The organism is Sphingobium sp. GW821-FHT02B05 (assembly GCF_059421905.1).
The window spans coordinates 1-13,809 of sequence record NZ_JBWKVW010000014.1 but is presented as its reverse complement, the minus strand read 5'-3'; the positions used below and the strand labels follow the sequence as shown (position 1 = coordinate 13,809).

Genomic DNA, 13,809 nt, shown 5'->3' with positions numbered 1-13,809 from the left:
GGCTCCGACGATGACGGAAAGGATCTTTATGCTTTGCTCTCCTGATGCGGCCTTGCCGGGGCTTCGATCGACCAATGTTCGAGCTGTTTGTAGATGACCACCTTCGTCGACAGCAGGGCGGCATGCCGCTGGCAGAACAGTTCAAGATCGGCGCGGTGGCCGATCAGTTCGACGCACATGGTCAGATAGGGATTGCTCGTTTCCGCGCCCTGATCGAGCACCGGCCCGTGGTTGCTGAAGCCGTAATGGGTATGATGGGCTACGGCGTTCATCAGACCGGCAGCCTTGGCCTGGACGACAAGCTCACGATAGAGCGGGCGTGCTGACCACAGCTTCCATGCCTTGCGCGGCTCTGCCGTATCACGCGGCGCCATGTAGATACGCAGCATGCCGATCTCGCTGGACGTGAGAATAGCCGTGTCAGTCATTTTTACGAAGATCCTGCTTTGTGATCTGAGGGCGCGCGGCGCGAACGCTCCGCAGCGTAATGCCGGGGCTGATGGAAATGCGCGGATGCTTGGGGACGGCAATCTGCTGAGACAGGTAGATGCCGCTGTGGCCTGAGCACAGATAGGCGACGAAACAGGCTACGGCGATGTAGACGGCATGGGTAGCACCGAACAGTTCGATGCCCATGATGGTGCAGGCCAAAGGCGTGTTCGCTGCCCCGGCAAAGACAGCAACGAACCCGAGACCGGCAAAAAGATCGACAGGAGCGCCGAATAGGGTGCCAAGGGCGTGGCCGAGCGCCGCGCCGATGAAGAACAGCGGCGTTACCTCGCCTCCCTTGAAGCCGGTGCCCAGCGTCACGACCGTGAACAGCAGCTTGAGCGCCCAACTCCAGTAGTCAGGCCCCGGCGCGAAAAAGCCGGCGATGGTGGGTGTCGAGGCGTCGGGCGCCCAGACGCCGAGGCCAAGATAGTCGCGCGTACCGAGCAGATAGACCAGAGCGATCACCGCCAGGCCGCCCAGGAAGGGACGCAGCGGCCCGAAGCGGACGTGGCGCTTCACGAAGTCGCCGAAGCCGTGCGACAGTTCGGAGAACAGCAGGCCGACCAGTCCAAACGCCACACCGGCAACGCCCGCCTCGAGCAGAAGCACCGGGTCGACGGCAATCGGTCCGACCGCGCGCTGGAGATAGTCGATATGGTACAATCCGTGGTGGATTCCCCACTGGTGACAGGTCCAGTCGCCGACAATCGCAGCTATCAGTACCGGCACCAGCGCCCGATATTCCACACGGCCGACTGCCAGCACTTCGAGAGCGAAAACGGCGCCTGCCAGCGGTGTGCCGAAAACGGCCCCGAAACCTGCGGCAATACCCGCCATCAGGATGATGCGGGTACTCTCGGCATCAAGCCGAAACATCGTGGCGAAGGCGCTGGCAAGGCTGCCGCCCAGCTGCACAGCCGTCCCTTCTCGCCCGGCCGAGCCGCCGAACAGGTGCGTGACAACGGTGCCGAGGAAGATTAGCGGCGCCATGCGCAAAGGTACGCCGCCGCCCGGTTCATGGACCTGCTCGACGATCAGGTTGTTGCCGCCTTCGACGCTGCGGCCAAACAGATGATAGAGCAGCCCGACCGCGAACCCGCCGACCGGCAGGAGGAACAGCAGCCATGGATGCGCAAAGCGCGTGCGCGTGGCAATATCCAGGCTCCAGAGGAAGGCTGCGCAGAGACTGCCCACCGCCGCCGCCATGGGAACAAGGAGCGCCAGCCAACGCAACACGGACAGAGCATGGTCGTGCCGGTCCCGAACAAAGGTCAGGACGTTCAGGTTCGACAGCAATATTGCGAATTTAGCGCGCACGATTCCTCCTTGTTGCGAAAACGCATCAGGTAGGAATCATCAGCCCGAAGGCGGTTCGGCCGAAGCCCGGCGGAAATCCATCGCCTTGCCGGCGCATATCGTATGGCGAATGCGTTTGGTCAAGCAGCAACGCATGCGGAGGTGGATCTGTACGGCAACTTCATGCCTCTCCTGCGCTGGAAGCTGTCAGTCGCCTTTCGGCCCAACTCAGTCATCACCGTGTTTTTGAGGGCGGCGGAACTGTGCCACGTGGCACACCCGGATCGAGGCCGGTCTGCCCTCTCCCGCGCTCTTGTTCTGCCCGGACACGGCGCTCCGCATCCCGCAAAACCTTGTCCGCCACCGTATCTATTTCCGCGCGATCGCGTAGGAACAGCCGCACCTCGCAAGCGAGTACGCGATCCTCGTCCTTGCCGCTCTGGTCAAGCCGATCCGCTGCGGCTCCATAGCGAGATTTAATGGTTTCCCATCGCGCGCGCGACTTACCAACAAACGCAGGCTGTTCCGCCTTGCCAAGCGCGATCAACATCGCTTCTCGGGCTTGTCGCATATCCGCTTCGGTTGGCTGCCGGGACACTCCTTTGCGAATGCGATCCCGGAGCTGGGTGAGTGCCATGCTGGTTCCCGCCCTTCCCTGCCCGCGAGTATAGCGGGGCGTTGCTTCCGCCTCGACACCACGACTGCGCAACGCCTCGGCAAACCCCTCCCGAAAACGAAACAGGTCTTCCCGGCGAGGATCGAACCGCTTGTGGTTAAGACCTTCTGCCTGAACCGTCAGATGGACATGGGGACGCGGCGTATCAGTATGCAATGCCATGAGATAATCATGATTGTCGCCAATGAGCCGTTCCGCAGTTTCTCGCACGGCTTGCTTGACCGTCTCCGGGTCTGTCCCTGCGGGCATCGAAAAGACCATCGATACGGCCGACACGGTTGCACCGCGACGCCAAGCCAATGCCTCCGACCATTCCTCGGCGATCTGTTTCGCTTCTCCCTTGCCCGAAATCAGTTCGCCATCGCGTGTTTCGAGCGGGATTTCCCCTTTGCGACCGATATAGTTGAGGTGAGCCGCAAGGTGCTCGGCGCCCTTCTTACGGCCTGTAACCTTCACCAGCACTTCCGGCGTGCGGCGCACGACGCGCGCAAGTGTAGCCCTTGCCGAACGGTCGATTGCGCGCAGTGCGGCGGGGATAGCGGCAACGCCGGTTCCCCTGACCTGATTCCGCACATAACGGGCATTCGGGTCACTTACGAGACGAGGACGAAAGCGGGGCTTCATCGCCTCCCAAAGTTCTTCCTCATGCTCACCGAAGGGCATCAGTCTGCCACCTTCCAGAAGCTGAGGTCGCCGCGCAGGGCATCGCCTAGCAACGCCACTTGGTCATTGATGTGCTCGCGCATGTCAGCAATCCGGCGCAGCTCGCGGTCGATTTGAAGTCCGCTATCCGCCATCATGGCAGCATTGCCCGCCTTCATGGCCTGGTTGAGATTGCGCCCAATGCGCTGAAGCTGCATTCGAACTGGGGCGACTGCATCACGCAGACCGTCATCGACCGCCCCTTTCAATCCCACATGGCGGCGAACCAGCGCCTTGATCCAACCGGCGCGATCTACCCCCCTCTCCGCCGCGCGCTGATCTACAACCGCAGCCTCAGCATCGGTAAGTGTTATCGACACGCGGTTGCCGGCGCTTTGCGCACGCGGCGAAATCTGGGGAGCATCGGCGACCTGCTTCATCGCCTGCTGCATCAGATTACGCAGGAGAGCACTGCGCCCTCCCCTGCCCTCGGCGACGGCATCGAACGCTGCCAGCAACTCACGATCAATTCGCATCGTGAGCATCGCAGTATCCTTGGTGGGGGATGAATGCTGCGGCATCGAGGACATGACACGGAGGGTAATGTAATACGTTGAACGCAGCAAGACCTATCCTGCCATTCAACATCCCCCCACCTAAATCAGCCTTCACGTGTGCCACGTGGCACACCATCAAGCTCGAAAGTCGGAATTTCGCGGAAGGAAAAAATTAGGCCTCGGTGCGGCAAGTGCCAGGACCGAAAACGCAATTGCGCTTACCGCCAGCTCACAATGCGCGGAGCTTCTTCACCGTCGAAATGTAGCAGGGCCTCCACGACGATCGCGCGCTGCCCGCCGATCTCGATAGTTGGGCGCTCCACCTTCTGCTTGGCGGGCTTTGACTTGCCGGTACGCGCCGGAGCCGGTGAAGGAGAGGGTGCATCTACGGTCAGGGAAGGGGCGCTCTCGATCGCCCGCTCGACTTCTGCGTCGCGGATTTCTTCCGTTGATAACGGGGCTTCGCTTTCAGTCGCATCGCCGGCGAGTTGAGCGGTCGCGCTTGTGCCAAGCTGCTCGACATCAGCAGCAGGCTCAACCGACGGAGCGGCAGGCGTGGCGGTCTTCTTCGCACCCATGTCACGCGCGAAACGCTCACAGGCCAGCACGGTCATATCCTCCGCCGACGTACTCGCCACGAAAGCGCGCGTCGCAGCATCATCCTTCTTCGCAGCCTGGGCCAGTGCGACAGCACTCCGCATCGAAATTTCGGAAAAGAGCGCACTGATATAGTCGGGCGCTTTGGCCAGCCCCTGATAGCGGGTCAGCAGCGTGCGGTTACGTCCAGTTAGGCGAGCAAGTTCGGACAGGTTGCGCCCCTGAGACACCTGACCCGTCACAAACGCGATCATGTCGGCGGTCGATAAATCCTCGCGTTGGTCGTTCTCAATGAACTGGTCGATACGAACCTGGGATAGATCGTCGCTCTTGCTGACGATCGCGCGCACTTTGATCCCGAGCTTCTTGCAAGCACGCCAGCGCCGCTCGCCAAAGAGGATGCGGTAGCGGCCGTCCTCATCCTTAGGGGCGAGGGTGATCGGTTGAAGCTGGCCGCGTTCGCTGATCGTCTCCGCCATCTCGTCGATGGTGATCGGATCGATCTCGCGACGCACATTCTCAGGATCGGGATAGATCAGTTCCGGCTCGATCAGCAGGACGCGATCGGCATCGGCCACAGCGGCCTTTTCGCCGAAGACATCGAAATTGTCGAAATCCATTATCCCTCGCTCCCGATCCGGGTCATGGCTTCTTCAAGGAAAGCACGCATAGGCGGCAACGAACTGCGCACATCCTTGCCGAACCGCCATACCGGCACATGCTCCTGAATAGCCTGGCTGTAATGCGCGCGCTCAGGCAGATAGTTGGTGAAGAGGTTCTTCCCGACCTTGCTCTTGAGCGCTTCAAGCATCTTCATTTGATGGCTGTCATTCGGCCGCACCCGGTTCGGAACCAGGCCAGCAACATGAATAGGCTTGGTGCGCCGCTGGTTCACTGTTGCGATCGAATCCGACACCTGCTTCGTCGCCGCAGGGCCGAAAGGTCCAAGTTCGACCGGAACAATCAGATGGTCGCAGATCAGCAGCGCGGCGAAGTTGATCCATGACCACGACGGCGGCGTGTCGATGATGCAGAAATCAAAGTGCGGATTGAGTACCGGAAAATTCTTCCGCACGTTGCCAAGTGCCGTCGGATAGGAGGCATCATATTCGCCCCCCATCCGATTGGAGTAAATCGCGAGCCGAGGCAGCTCGGCAGGAGCGGCATAGTCCGCTTCAAAGAGCGGCTTGCACGAACCCAAGCTTTCGAAATCGCTGAGCGCATCGGTGGCATTGCACTGGCGATCAAGGTCGAGCACAAGAACGCGATGTCCAGCGTCGGCCAGAAGCCAAGCCAGATGGCAGGCGATCGTGGTTTTACCGGCGCCGCCCTTCTCTACGTTAATAGCAATGGTCCGCACGCGTTAGAGGCCCCGATCCGAACGGTTGTTATTCCAATGGTCATAGCCACGATAATTGGAATCCGTGCGCGTATTGCGTCGGCCCTCCTCATCGGGGGTGTCACCGCTCCAAGTACGAGCGCCGCGATATTTGCTATCGCTGGAGAGGATAGCCCACGCAATCAGGACAAATAGCCCGATCGTCAGTAGATTGTCCCACATCACTCGTCTCCGTCACACCTTGATAAAAGGCAATCGCTCTAATATACGATACCGCTAATACGGTCAATATGCGGTATCGGTAATTAGGGCATTGGATGACGTCTAGCAAGATCCGATCTGTCGGTCGCCCTCCAATGGAGGATAAGACGATCGCGCGTTTTCCCAAGGGCACACTTGATCGTATCAAGACCATACTGCGCGAGGGTGAAAGCCAGGCCGACTTCATGCGCGAAGCGGTCGAGCTGGAATTGCGCCGTAGGGAAGGGCCGCCGGTAGGCGGCCCCGATCGGACTTAACTTCTTTCGTCAGCGCCTTTGGCCAGAACTGCGAAACCGTCGGCGATAACCTCCACGGTGTAGCGACGGCCCTCGGGCGTGTCGTAGGAGTTTTGGCGAAGCCGACCGGCGATATGCACCAAGTCGCCTTTCTGAGCCTTGGCGCCGCGCTCGATCATCTTGCCGAATAGCGAAACCTCGTTCCAGTGCGTGTCCGTCACCCATTCGCCATTGTCCTGGCGGTTGTAGTTGGAGGCGACGCTGACCTTCGTCACCTTGTCATACTCGGTGATCTTGCCGACCCGTCCGATGATCCGAAACTCTGCGATGTTCTGCATGATCTTGTCCTTACAATCGATCAGGCTCGTTCCTGATGGGAATTGAAAGGGCGCGCAGCCGCCGCGATCCAGTGAAAAAACGGAGGCTCCGCGTGGCGGAAACCGTAGCGCAGCGGTTATTCACTTGATCGTATGAGGCGGCCAGCGCCCATATGCCCATCAACTCAGGAACAGCCGAGTGAAGCAGGGACGAGAGTGCCATTTCTCGCGGGCGATGTAAGTCTATCGGGTTGGCATGACGGCATGGGTCGATAGATCGAGGGATGAAGTAACGCACTGTTCGCCAAAACAGGCGCTGTGGTTCGACTGAGCATCGATTTCGACGTTTCGCCAAGCACAGCAATAGCGTTTTGGCGCTGCCCAAGCCGCCTGCTCCCGCTGGGGAGCATTCGCGACGGCGTAGCCGGCGCGTCCTGAGCTTGCCTCGTGTGTGACATTGTTGGTGGAGAGTGACTTATCCGCATGGTCGCCGTCAGGCGTTAGAGCGTTGGCCGACTAGGCCAACTCCTTTGACCCTATTTATATATGAATCAGTTAGCGGTTCAGGATCATTGTGAGACTCACGCTCTCGACCATCTATAGCCGCACCCAGCTTGGCCAGTATCTTGCGCAATGGCCCATCAACGACTGTTTCCGCGAGATCGCGGCATGATAATGATTTGAGCATGAGTTGGGCATCTTCCTGATGGTCGATGCGGCGCTGGATTTCGTCCTCCGGGACAGGTGCGGGACGCAGCCAGCGCGGGAGATATGCGAGCACCTTCTCTGGCAACAGCGGCCGATAGGCGTTGGATGTCTGCTCATAGCGAGGCCCAGCCCCTTCATTCGCTACGCGATTGAAACGACGCTGCCTCACGACAAAGCCGATTGTCTCTAGGATCGTCAGTGCTCTTGCGACGGTCGCACGGCCAAGGCCCGTCGCGGCCGATAGATGGTCGTAGCTGGGATAGACACGTCCCTTATTGAGCCGTGCCAATGTCAGGATTTCCTCATAGACACGCACCGCGCTCGCTGTGAGGCGAGATATAAGGCGTTCTGCTGCGGTCAGCTCTCTGGCTCCGCTGCGCGCATCACGACGCAAGCGGCGTCCTGCATCCAGCGTTCTGCGGGCCACATGAAGGAGGCGATCTGTCTCCCCCTTTGCGGGAACAGCAAAGAATGTCTCTTCGAACGTGCCCGCCTCGGCGCTGTCACGCCGAACGGGCGCGCCGGTCCGATGCTGCGCGCCCGACCGTGCGGGTTTGCGCGTCGACACCATGCCGCCCAACGCTGACAACGCAGCGTCGCCTAGTGATAGAGCCATATTCCACCTCCGAATGGAGACTGGACCAGGCAAAACTCATCCGTGGCGCGAAGCACGCTCCCTTGAACCAAAGCTCAGGAACAGGTATGAGGAGGATGTCTTACGTCCCGATCGATGCCTGCAAGCATCGCTCATCACGTTCCAGGGTGCCCGGCCTTCGTGCCGGGCATTCGTTTTAGGTGGTCACAGCCGATCCCCGCTTTGCTGACGCACGATGCAATCAGCGCAGCCATATTTGTGGCCGAATGGGCGGCTTGATTAAACCGTTAGGATTCGTGCTTTCGATGACCGATCGGCACTAAAATTCGTGCTTTCGATGACCGTTTGCGCCGCCATTCGTGCTTTCGACGACCGACGTTCGTGCTTTCAACGACCGTGTTTCGTGCTTTCGGCGACCGTTCCGACGCCGAAGCTGCAACGTGATTCGCGGGAGATAGAAGGGAGTTGGATCAGGCGCTCTGAAGCAGTAGCTTCGGCGTAATCTTCACGCTGGTTGCGCCCGCATTCTTTCGGGCGCGAGTTGCACCAGCAGTTTCGACACGATCCACCAAGTCGAACAGGAAGCCCGGAATGCTGCTTTCGTCAGCTACGCGCTTCACTTCATAACGAAAATGCTTGAGCGAGCTTTGATAGCCGGTCTGCAACCGAAGTTCTTCCAGTTCCACTTCGATCGGTCCATGCCCGCAGGCTGAGCGCGCAACTTCATAAAGCCGCCGTTCGATTGGGCCGAGCTGGAAATAGGTCGGATCATAGTCGAGTACGCGCCGATCGCGCAGGATCGCACGATAGAGCCAGTCGCACAGACGGACCTTGATGGCCTTGAGCCTTTTGTCGCCCTTGGAGGTCTTGGTGTAGTGGAGCTGGGCATCCGATAGCCACGAGAAGAACCCCGCCTGACCTTCCCCGCCGGCCTCGATATTCGTCTTGATCTGAGTACCTTGCAGGCGTTCCAGAGCATCGGAAAGGCGAGTATAGGATCGCGATGAGCCGCTAACGCCAGTTACTCTGAAAAGATCATGGGCAGTGAAGAAGAAATCCTGGGATACCTGCTCACCAGCGTCCAGCTTCGCGACCATGAGGCTCGCGATATAAAGCAGCACTTCCTTATCGTAGATTGTCGCGACGCCTTTTGGCGTGCAGACGATCTCGATCGATACCGCTTCTGTTTTATATTCGAGCGGCTTCGTCCACTTCGTCTTGCTGAGCGCAAAGAAGGGGAACGCCATCAGCGACCGCTCGCCGCGCACCTCAGTCAGCAGCGGGCTATCGAAAGCGAACAGGTCGCCTTGCATGGAAGGTTCTTGGCTCACGCCATCGCTCCCTGTGCCGATTGGTCGCCAAAAACACGAAGATTCCAGCTCATCACGTCGGTTGGCCGGGGATTACAGGCCGTTGAGGGTTCAAAGATCGTGCTTTCGACGACCGTTTGCCACATCTCGCCGTGGGCATTCGTGCTTTCGGCGACCGTTATGCTCAAAGACCCGCCGGCTTGTCTCGCAAACGATCGTTTTTGAAGCGCCATCATGTGAGAACGTGTAGCAGCCGATAAGCGCGTCTCAAAACACTTTCGCAAAATAAAAGTCTCGTGCTAGGCATCGCAGATGAGTTTTGAGAACAATCAATGCTGATTGGATATGCCCGCGTCTCCACTCCGGAGCAGGATCTTGCTCCCCAGCTCGTCGCGCTCAATGAGGCGGGGTGCGAGAAGGTCTTTTCCGACAAGGCCAGTGGCGCAAAAGCCAACCGTGCCGGTTTGACGGATGCGCTGTCTCACGCGCGAGCGGGGGACGTACTGGTGGTATGGAAGCTCGATCGGCTCGGCCGAACGATGAAAGGACTGGTAGATCTCGCCGCCGAACTGGCGGAGCGCAAGATTGGCCTGCGCTCCATCACTGATGGGATCGACACGGCAGGCACTGCCGGCAAACTCGTCTTTCACATCATGGCAGCGATGGCCGAAATGGAGCGCGATCTGGTACGTGAGCGCACGACGGCCGCGCTGATCGTGGCAAAGCGCGAGGGCAGGGTAGGGGGCCGCAAGACAGTGATGACCCCCAAGCGCATCGAGGCCGCGCGAAAGCTCCTGGCCTCGGGAATGACTGCCAGAGAGATAGCGCCGACGATCGGCGTGTCGGTCGCCACATTATACAGGCACCTTCCCGCGCCGGAGCAGGACGCGATCAATGCGGAAACTGGCGTCGACCACGCTTCGGCAACCGCCTGACATATGAAAGATCGACCGGCCTTTTCACTTCCAGAGGCTGCCGTCTTGGTTTTTGACGATCTCGAACCTGTTGAAGCCCAGGCGCGCCTTGCAGACATCGATGCCCTGCGCGTGTGTGCCCAGCGCCTGCGCTATATCAGCGCGTGACACGTCCGACCTGGCGCCGACAATCACCTCACGCAATACGACGTCCTGATCGAATTTCTGGAAGAACAATCCATCATCTTCGTTCTTGAGCATGGAAAACACTCGTACTTCCTGCTCATAGCGCCAATCGACATATTTCGTTGCCATCATCACATGAATTAGATTTTCATGCGTTTCTTTGTCCGATGATTCCTGAATTTCTGCCAGCGTGCATTCAACACGCTCGGTCACATAATCGACTTCCTGCAATAGATCGTCGTGGACATCGAAACCCAGACAAATACCTCTATGGTTGTCAGCGTAGTGGCTCCACTGGACAGGATTTTTCCAGTTCTTGCTGAAGCAAAGCATGCCCATCGCGGCATGGATCTCGTCCTTGATGCGGCGCATTTCCTTGCGCAGATCCTTGTCCGCGAAGATCGCCCCGGCAAGTTCGATGGGTCGTTCAGATCGTTCCACCGGGCAATCTTCAACCGGCGGTTGGCAAGGTTGGCCAATCCATATTTCCGATTGACGAAATGATAGAGCCGCACCGCATTCCCCACATGATATTCAGAGCTTAGCAAGCGCCATATGGGGCCGACCAACACTCGTCCACACTGAATACAAATCTATATGTTCACTTTTCGTTCTCATGCGCGCTATAAGGGGCTTGAAGGGAATCATACATGCTGCCGATGATGCAGCCGGTCCCGCTTGCCGACGCACCGAAGGGGACCGTTCTTCGCATCGTAGGCGCAGCAGGAGCCGGCTTTCCAAGCCCCGCCCAAGATTGGGAAGATGATGCAATCAGCCTGATCGAGCTGTTGCGGCTCGACCGTGCTGCGAGTTTCGTGTTTCGAATCAGCGGTAGCAGCATGATCGATGCTGGAATCCACGATAACGACGTCGTGGTCGTCGATCGGGACACCCGCGCAGTCGAAGGGCATATCGTGATCGCCATCGTCGATGGCGGTTTCGTATGTCGCCAGCTTGTCCAGCGGCGCGGTAAAATCCTCCTTGAAGCCCGTAACAGCCAGCAATGCTATGAGCCGACGCCGGCTGAAGGTATCGAGATATGGGGCGTCGTGCGGACCGGCGTTCGCGACTATCGGCGATAGCCGCATGTCGTGGGCAATCGTGGACATCGCGAATTTCTATGTGAGCGCAGAGCGGTTGTTCGACCCGACCCTGCGCGGCGTGCCGGTCATCGTGCTGTCCAACAATGACGGCTGCGCCATCGCTCGAAGCGAGGAAGCCAAGGCGTTGCACGTCAAAATGGGCGATCCGGTGTTCAAGATGCGCGATCGGATCAAGCGCCACGGGATAGCGCTGCGGTCCAGCAATTATGAACTGTACGCAGATTTGAACCGGCGCTTCAACGCGGTGATCGCCGAGCATGCCGATATGGTGGAGGTGTACTCGATCGACGAAAGTTTCTTCAGGCTCCCGGTTTTGCCGAACGGCATGGGTGATGTGATGGCGGCGCATAACGTCCGTGATGACGTTGCCCGTTCAGTCGGCTTGCCGACCCGCATTGGGCTTGGTCCGACCCGCACTTTGTCGAAGGTCGCCAACGCGCTCGCGAAGGCCACGGAAAAGGTGTGGGGCGGAGTGGTCGACCTGCATGACATCGAGTTGCGGCAACGCCTGTTTCAGCAATGGCCTGTGAGCGAGGTATGGGGCATCGGCGGCGCGCTGGAGGCGCGACTTCGTCCGTTGGGCGTCAGGACAACCGCGGATCTAGCTGCATTGCCGCCCGCCGTTGCGCGTGAAGTCGGCACTGTCGTTCTGGAGCGCCTTGTGCGCGAGCTGGGCGGCGTGGAATGCGACGATTTCAAGGTCGCCCCGGAGCCGTTGAAGGCGACGGCGGTGACGCGCCAGTTCGGCGAACCTGTTACTGATCCGGCGGAATTGCGCGAGGCGATGGCGCGGCGCGCAGCGCGCGCGGCCGAGAAGATCCGCACACAGGGTTTGGCAGCAGGGCGGCTGATCGCGTTCGCCCATGGTTCACGCTATCGGCCCAACCCGCCCTCCGCCTCGCGCACGACGCGCCTGTCCCCGCCCACCAATGATCCGCGTGTGATTGTCGGTATCGCGGGAAAGATGATGGACGCGATGTTTCAGCCTGGAGGGGTCTATACCAAGTGTGGCGTGCTGCTTGAGGATCTGACGCCAGAGGGAGAAGGGCAAGCAGACCTGTTCGCGCAGCCCGATCCCAAGGCTCCCGGCCTTTTGGCGGCGATGGATGGGATCAACTCCCGTTTTGGCCGCAATACCATCGTGCTCGCCGCACAAGGATGCGGCGCACGGTCGTTCGACACGAAGCGATCCGAGAAAAGCCCTGCATGGACGACGCAGATCAGCGAAATCCCTGTGGCGCGATAGAGTGCCCGCCTGCCGGCGCGATTGAGCCAGTCGCTTGACTGGCTCGCTCGTTTTAGTGTCCTATCGCTAGCAGCAGATAGCAAATCGCAATAATCACATACAATATAGCTGTCATATCATCCTCCCTAATCTTGAAGTTACATTCTATTTAGCTTCGCAATTCAGGGATTAAGTGCGGTGTTAATGGCGCAACGGGGCCACATGCCGGCTTCGGTCGATGCAATCCGCATTGCCAGTCCACCGACAATCAGGCACCTTTGACCCATGAGCCAGCCATCGGATGATCTCGAACACGCGGCACGGATCGTCGAAGCCTTTTCGGAAGGCGAGGAAGACCCTCGGGTGATTGACCTTCTCGCGCAGATTGCTGCTGCGATCCGCGAGAAGGCGTTCGACGACTGAGACTGCTGCGATGTGCAATCGCGCCCGAATGAGGGGAGAGCCGGAAACCCTGTTTGGGTCGGCGCAGAAGCTTTTCAGCGAACGGCCACGCGATAATCGGTTCGATCCGGGTGAGCTACGGCCCAAGGGCCGTAGCTATGTCATCCGCGAACAGAGCGGCGAACGCGCATGGGACGTAATGACCTGGGACGTTCTTGGCGGGAAGGCGGCGTGGCCCATGACCAACGTGCGCCAGCTCGACCTTCCGCAATGGCGCAAGCTGGCAGAAAAGCCAGAAAACCGCTGTATCGTGCCGCTCACCGAGTTTTGCGAGTTCACCCCTGACAAACATGACCTGGGAGACGGGAAGCCTCCTCTCAAGGGCGAGATGTGGTTCGGTGTGACCGATCAGCCTGTCTTTGCGGTCGCCGGATTCTGGCAAAGCACGCAAATTGGGAACGGCTTCACGATGGTCACGTGCGCTCCGAACGCATTGGTCGCCCCGATCCATCCCAAGGCCATGGTGACGATCCTTGAAACCGACGACATAGATACCTGGCTACGCGGCTCCTATGCAGACATTGCTGCCCTGCAGAAGCCCTACGAGGCGGAAAGGATGACGGTGCGCGGGCCGATCTTCCCGACGCGAAGAAACGAACGGTAGGCGTTCGATCCTGTTTCGCCGCGAATTGCAGGGCTTACATCACGCCTTCCCGGCGCTGGCACGATCCCTAGCCCTACCGGCTCCAATCCTTGCTGGATGGCGGCACCGGCGACGGTGCGTCTCCAAGCTGCGTATCCAGTGCGCTGCCCGTTCTGATCCGGTCGGCAACGAGTTGGCGGGTGGATTCCCCGATGGAAACGACCATACGTGCGCTTTCTCCGCGCTCACGGGCAGTCTGCATGGCAGCATCGACGATGCCCTGTGCCGCTGCCAACCGGCTGTCGGCCAT

Annotated in this window: 17 protein-coding genes, 1 pseudogene and 1 riboswitch; of the genes and pseudogenes, 6 read left to right on the top strand and 12 right to left on the bottom strand. The window is 59.4% G+C overall.

Going from position 1 to position 13,809, the window contains the following annotated elements; genetic code table 11:
- Positions 1-26: 26 nt before the first annotated feature.
- The 6 genes from AC07UX_RS20270 to AC07UX_RS20245 form a co-directional block, all read right to left on the bottom strand.
- The gene (locus AC07UX_RS20270; RefSeq protein ID WP_008830660.1) at positions 27-428 is read right to left on the bottom strand and encodes a DUF190 domain-containing protein; all 402 of its coding nucleotides are present in this window, start codon (positions 426-428) and stop codon (positions 27-29) included.
- Positions 421-1,809, bottom strand: coding sequence for a voltage-gated chloride channel family protein (locus AC07UX_RS20265; RefSeq protein ID WP_010339505.1), 1,389 nt, complete (start codon positions 1,807-1,809; stop codon positions 421-423). Before AC07UX_RS20265 ends, AC07UX_RS20270 begins: the two co-directional genes overlap by 8 nt.
- A gap of 23 nt (positions 1,810-1,832) precedes the next feature.
- A riboswitch (Fluoride riboswitch) is annotated at positions 1,833-1,903 on the bottom strand.
- Between the two features lie 120 nt (positions 1,904-2,023).
- The gene (locus AC07UX_RS20260) at positions 2,024-3,127 is read right to left on the bottom strand and encodes a relaxase/mobilization nuclease domain-containing protein (protein ID WP_495193784.1); all 1,104 of its coding nucleotides are present in this window, start codon (positions 3,125-3,127) and stop codon (positions 2,024-2,026) included.
- Complete coding sequence (locus AC07UX_RS20255) at positions 3,127-3,732, bottom strand: hypothetical protein (protein WP_495193783.1); 606 nt, start codon at positions 3,730-3,732, stop codon at positions 3,127-3,129. Before AC07UX_RS20255 ends, AC07UX_RS20260 begins: the two co-directional genes overlap by 1 nt.
- A 149-nt stretch (positions 3,733-3,881) precedes the next feature.
- Complete coding sequence (locus tag AC07UX_RS20250; protein WP_495193782.1) at positions 3,882-4,838, bottom strand: ParB/RepB/Spo0J family partition protein; 957 nt, start codon at positions 4,836-4,838, stop codon at positions 3,882-3,884.
- A 41-nt stretch (positions 4,839-4,879) separates the two neighbouring features.
- A complete protein-coding gene (locus AC07UX_RS20245) occupies positions 4,880-5,620 on the bottom strand; it encodes a ParA family protein (RefSeq protein ID WP_069064575.1) in 741 nt (246 codons plus the stop codon).
- A gap of 335 nt (positions 5,621-5,955) precedes the next feature.
- Here AC07UX_RS20245 and AC07UX_RS20240 point away from each other — a divergent pair, with 335 nt between their 5' ends.
- A complete protein-coding gene (locus AC07UX_RS20240; RefSeq protein ID WP_495193781.1) occupies positions 5,956-6,117 on the top strand; it encodes a YlcI/YnfO family protein in 162 nt (53 codons plus the stop codon).
- Here the strand turns inward: AC07UX_RS20240 and AC07UX_RS20235 are convergent.
- The 4 genes from AC07UX_RS20235 to AC07UX_RS20220 all read right to left on the bottom strand — a co-directional run bounded on the left by AC07UX_RS20235 (position 6,114) and on the right by AC07UX_RS20220 (position 9,262).
- Positions 6,114-6,434 (bottom strand): single-stranded DNA-binding protein, encoded by a 321-nt coding sequence (locus tag AC07UX_RS20235; RefSeq protein WP_495193780.1) that lies wholly within the window; start codon positions 6,432-6,434, stop codon positions 6,114-6,116. The genes AC07UX_RS20240 and AC07UX_RS20235 overlap by 4 nt on opposite strands.
- Positions 6,435-6,906: 472 nt before the next feature.
- The gene (locus AC07UX_RS20230; RefSeq protein ID WP_495193779.1) at positions 6,907-7,737 is read right to left on the bottom strand and encodes a helix-turn-helix domain-containing protein; all 831 of its coding nucleotides are present in this window, start codon (positions 7,735-7,737) and stop codon (positions 6,907-6,909) included.
- A gap of 449 nt (positions 7,738-8,186) precedes the next feature.
- A complete protein-coding gene (locus AC07UX_RS20225) occupies positions 8,187-9,047 on the bottom strand; it encodes a replication initiator protein A (protein ID WP_495193778.1) in 861 nt (286 codons plus the stop codon).
- Positions 9,044-9,262 carry a hypothetical protein gene (locus AC07UX_RS20220; protein ID WP_495193777.1) on the bottom strand — a complete coding sequence of 73 codons (219 nt, stop codon included), beginning with the start codon at positions 9,260-9,262 and terminating at the stop codon, positions 9,044-9,046. The genes AC07UX_RS20225 and AC07UX_RS20220 overlap by 4 nt, the downstream gene beginning before the upstream one ends.
- Positions 9,263-9,358: 96 nt before the next feature.
- Between AC07UX_RS20220 and AC07UX_RS20215 the strand changes: the two genes are divergently transcribed.
- Positions 9,359-9,961, top strand: a complete 603-nt coding sequence (locus tag AC07UX_RS20215) for a recombinase family protein (protein WP_495193776.1) — start codon at positions 9,359-9,361, stop codon at positions 9,959-9,961.
- A gap of 24 nt (positions 9,962-9,985) precedes the next feature.
- Here AC07UX_RS20215 and AC07UX_RS20210 read toward each other — a convergent pair whose 3' ends face one another.
- The gene (locus AC07UX_RS20210; protein ID WP_495193775.1) at positions 9,986-10,567 is read right to left on the bottom strand and encodes a DUF2971 domain-containing protein; all 582 of its coding nucleotides are present in this window, start codon (positions 10,565-10,567) and stop codon (positions 9,986-9,988) included.
- Positions 10,568-10,776: 209 nt separating this feature from the next.
- Between AC07UX_RS20210 and AC07UX_RS20205 the strand changes: the two genes are divergently transcribed.
- From AC07UX_RS20205 to AC07UX_RS20190, 4 genes are all read left to right on the top strand, one after another.
- On the top strand, positions 10,777-11,208 hold the full coding sequence (locus tag AC07UX_RS20205) for a LexA family protein (protein WP_495193774.1): 432 nt from the start codon (positions 10,777-10,779) through the stop codon (positions 11,206-11,208).
- A 4-nt stretch (positions 11,209-11,212) separates the two neighbouring features.
- The gene (locus AC07UX_RS20200) at positions 11,213-12,475 is read left to right on the top strand and encodes a Y-family DNA polymerase (RefSeq protein WP_495193773.1); all 1,263 of its coding nucleotides are present in this window, start codon (positions 11,213-11,215) and stop codon (positions 12,473-12,475) included.
- Between the two features lie 264 nt (positions 12,476-12,739).
- Positions 12,740-12,877 (top strand): hypothetical protein, encoded by a 138-nt coding sequence (locus AC07UX_RS20195; RefSeq protein WP_495193772.1) that lies wholly within the window; start codon positions 12,740-12,742, stop codon positions 12,875-12,877.
- Positions 12,878-12,887: 10 nt separating this feature from the next.
- Entirely contained in the window at positions 12,888-13,520 is a 633-nt protein-coding gene (locus AC07UX_RS20190) for an SOS response-associated peptidase family protein (RefSeq protein WP_495193771.1), read from the top strand.
- Between the two features lie 73 nt (positions 13,521-13,593).
- Here the strand turns inward: AC07UX_RS20190 and AC07UX_RS20185 are convergent.
- Positions 13,594-13,809, bottom strand: a pseudogene (locus AC07UX_RS20185) (Fic/DOC family protein); the annotation flags it as partial.

Coding starts and splice junctions, on each gene's coding strand:
- AC07UX_RS20215 (WP_495193776.1), top strand. CDS start 9,359: ATGCTGATTGGATATGCCCGCGTCTCCACTCCGGAGCAGGATCTTGCT.
- AC07UX_RS20240 (WP_495193781.1), top strand. CDS start 5,956: ATGGAGGATAAGACGATCGCGCGTTTTCCCAAGGGCACACTTGATCGT.
- AC07UX_RS20235 (WP_495193780.1), bottom strand. CDS start 6,434: ATGCAGAACATCGCAGAGTTTCGGATCATCGGACGGGTCGGCAAGATC.
- AC07UX_RS20260 (WP_495193784.1), bottom strand. CDS start 3,127: ATGCCCTTCGGTGAGCATGAGGAAGAACTTTGGGAGGCGATGAAGCCC.
- AC07UX_RS20200 (WP_495193773.1), top strand. CDS start 11,213: ATGTCGTGGGCAATCGTGGACATCGCGAATTTCTATGTGAGCGCAGAG.
- AC07UX_RS20205 (WP_495193774.1), top strand. CDS start 10,777: ATGCTGCCGATGATGCAGCCGGTCCCGCTTGCCGACGCACCGAAGGGG.
- AC07UX_RS20270 (WP_008830660.1), bottom strand. CDS start 428: ATGACTGACACGGCTATTCTCACGTCCAGCGAGATCGGCATGCTGCGT.
- AC07UX_RS20195 (WP_495193772.1), top strand. CDS start 12,740: ATGAGCCAGCCATCGGATGATCTCGAACACGCGGCACGGATCGTCGAA.
- AC07UX_RS20190 (WP_495193771.1), top strand. CDS start 12,888: ATGTGCAATCGCGCCCGAATGAGGGGAGAGCCGGAAACCCTGTTTGGG.
- AC07UX_RS20220 (WP_495193777.1), bottom strand. CDS start 9,262: ATGATGGCGCTTCAAAAACGATCGTTTGCGAGACAAGCCGGCGGGTCT.
- AC07UX_RS20230 (WP_495193779.1), bottom strand. CDS start 7,737: ATGGCTCTATCACTAGGCGACGCTGCGTTGTCAGCGTTGGGCGGCATG.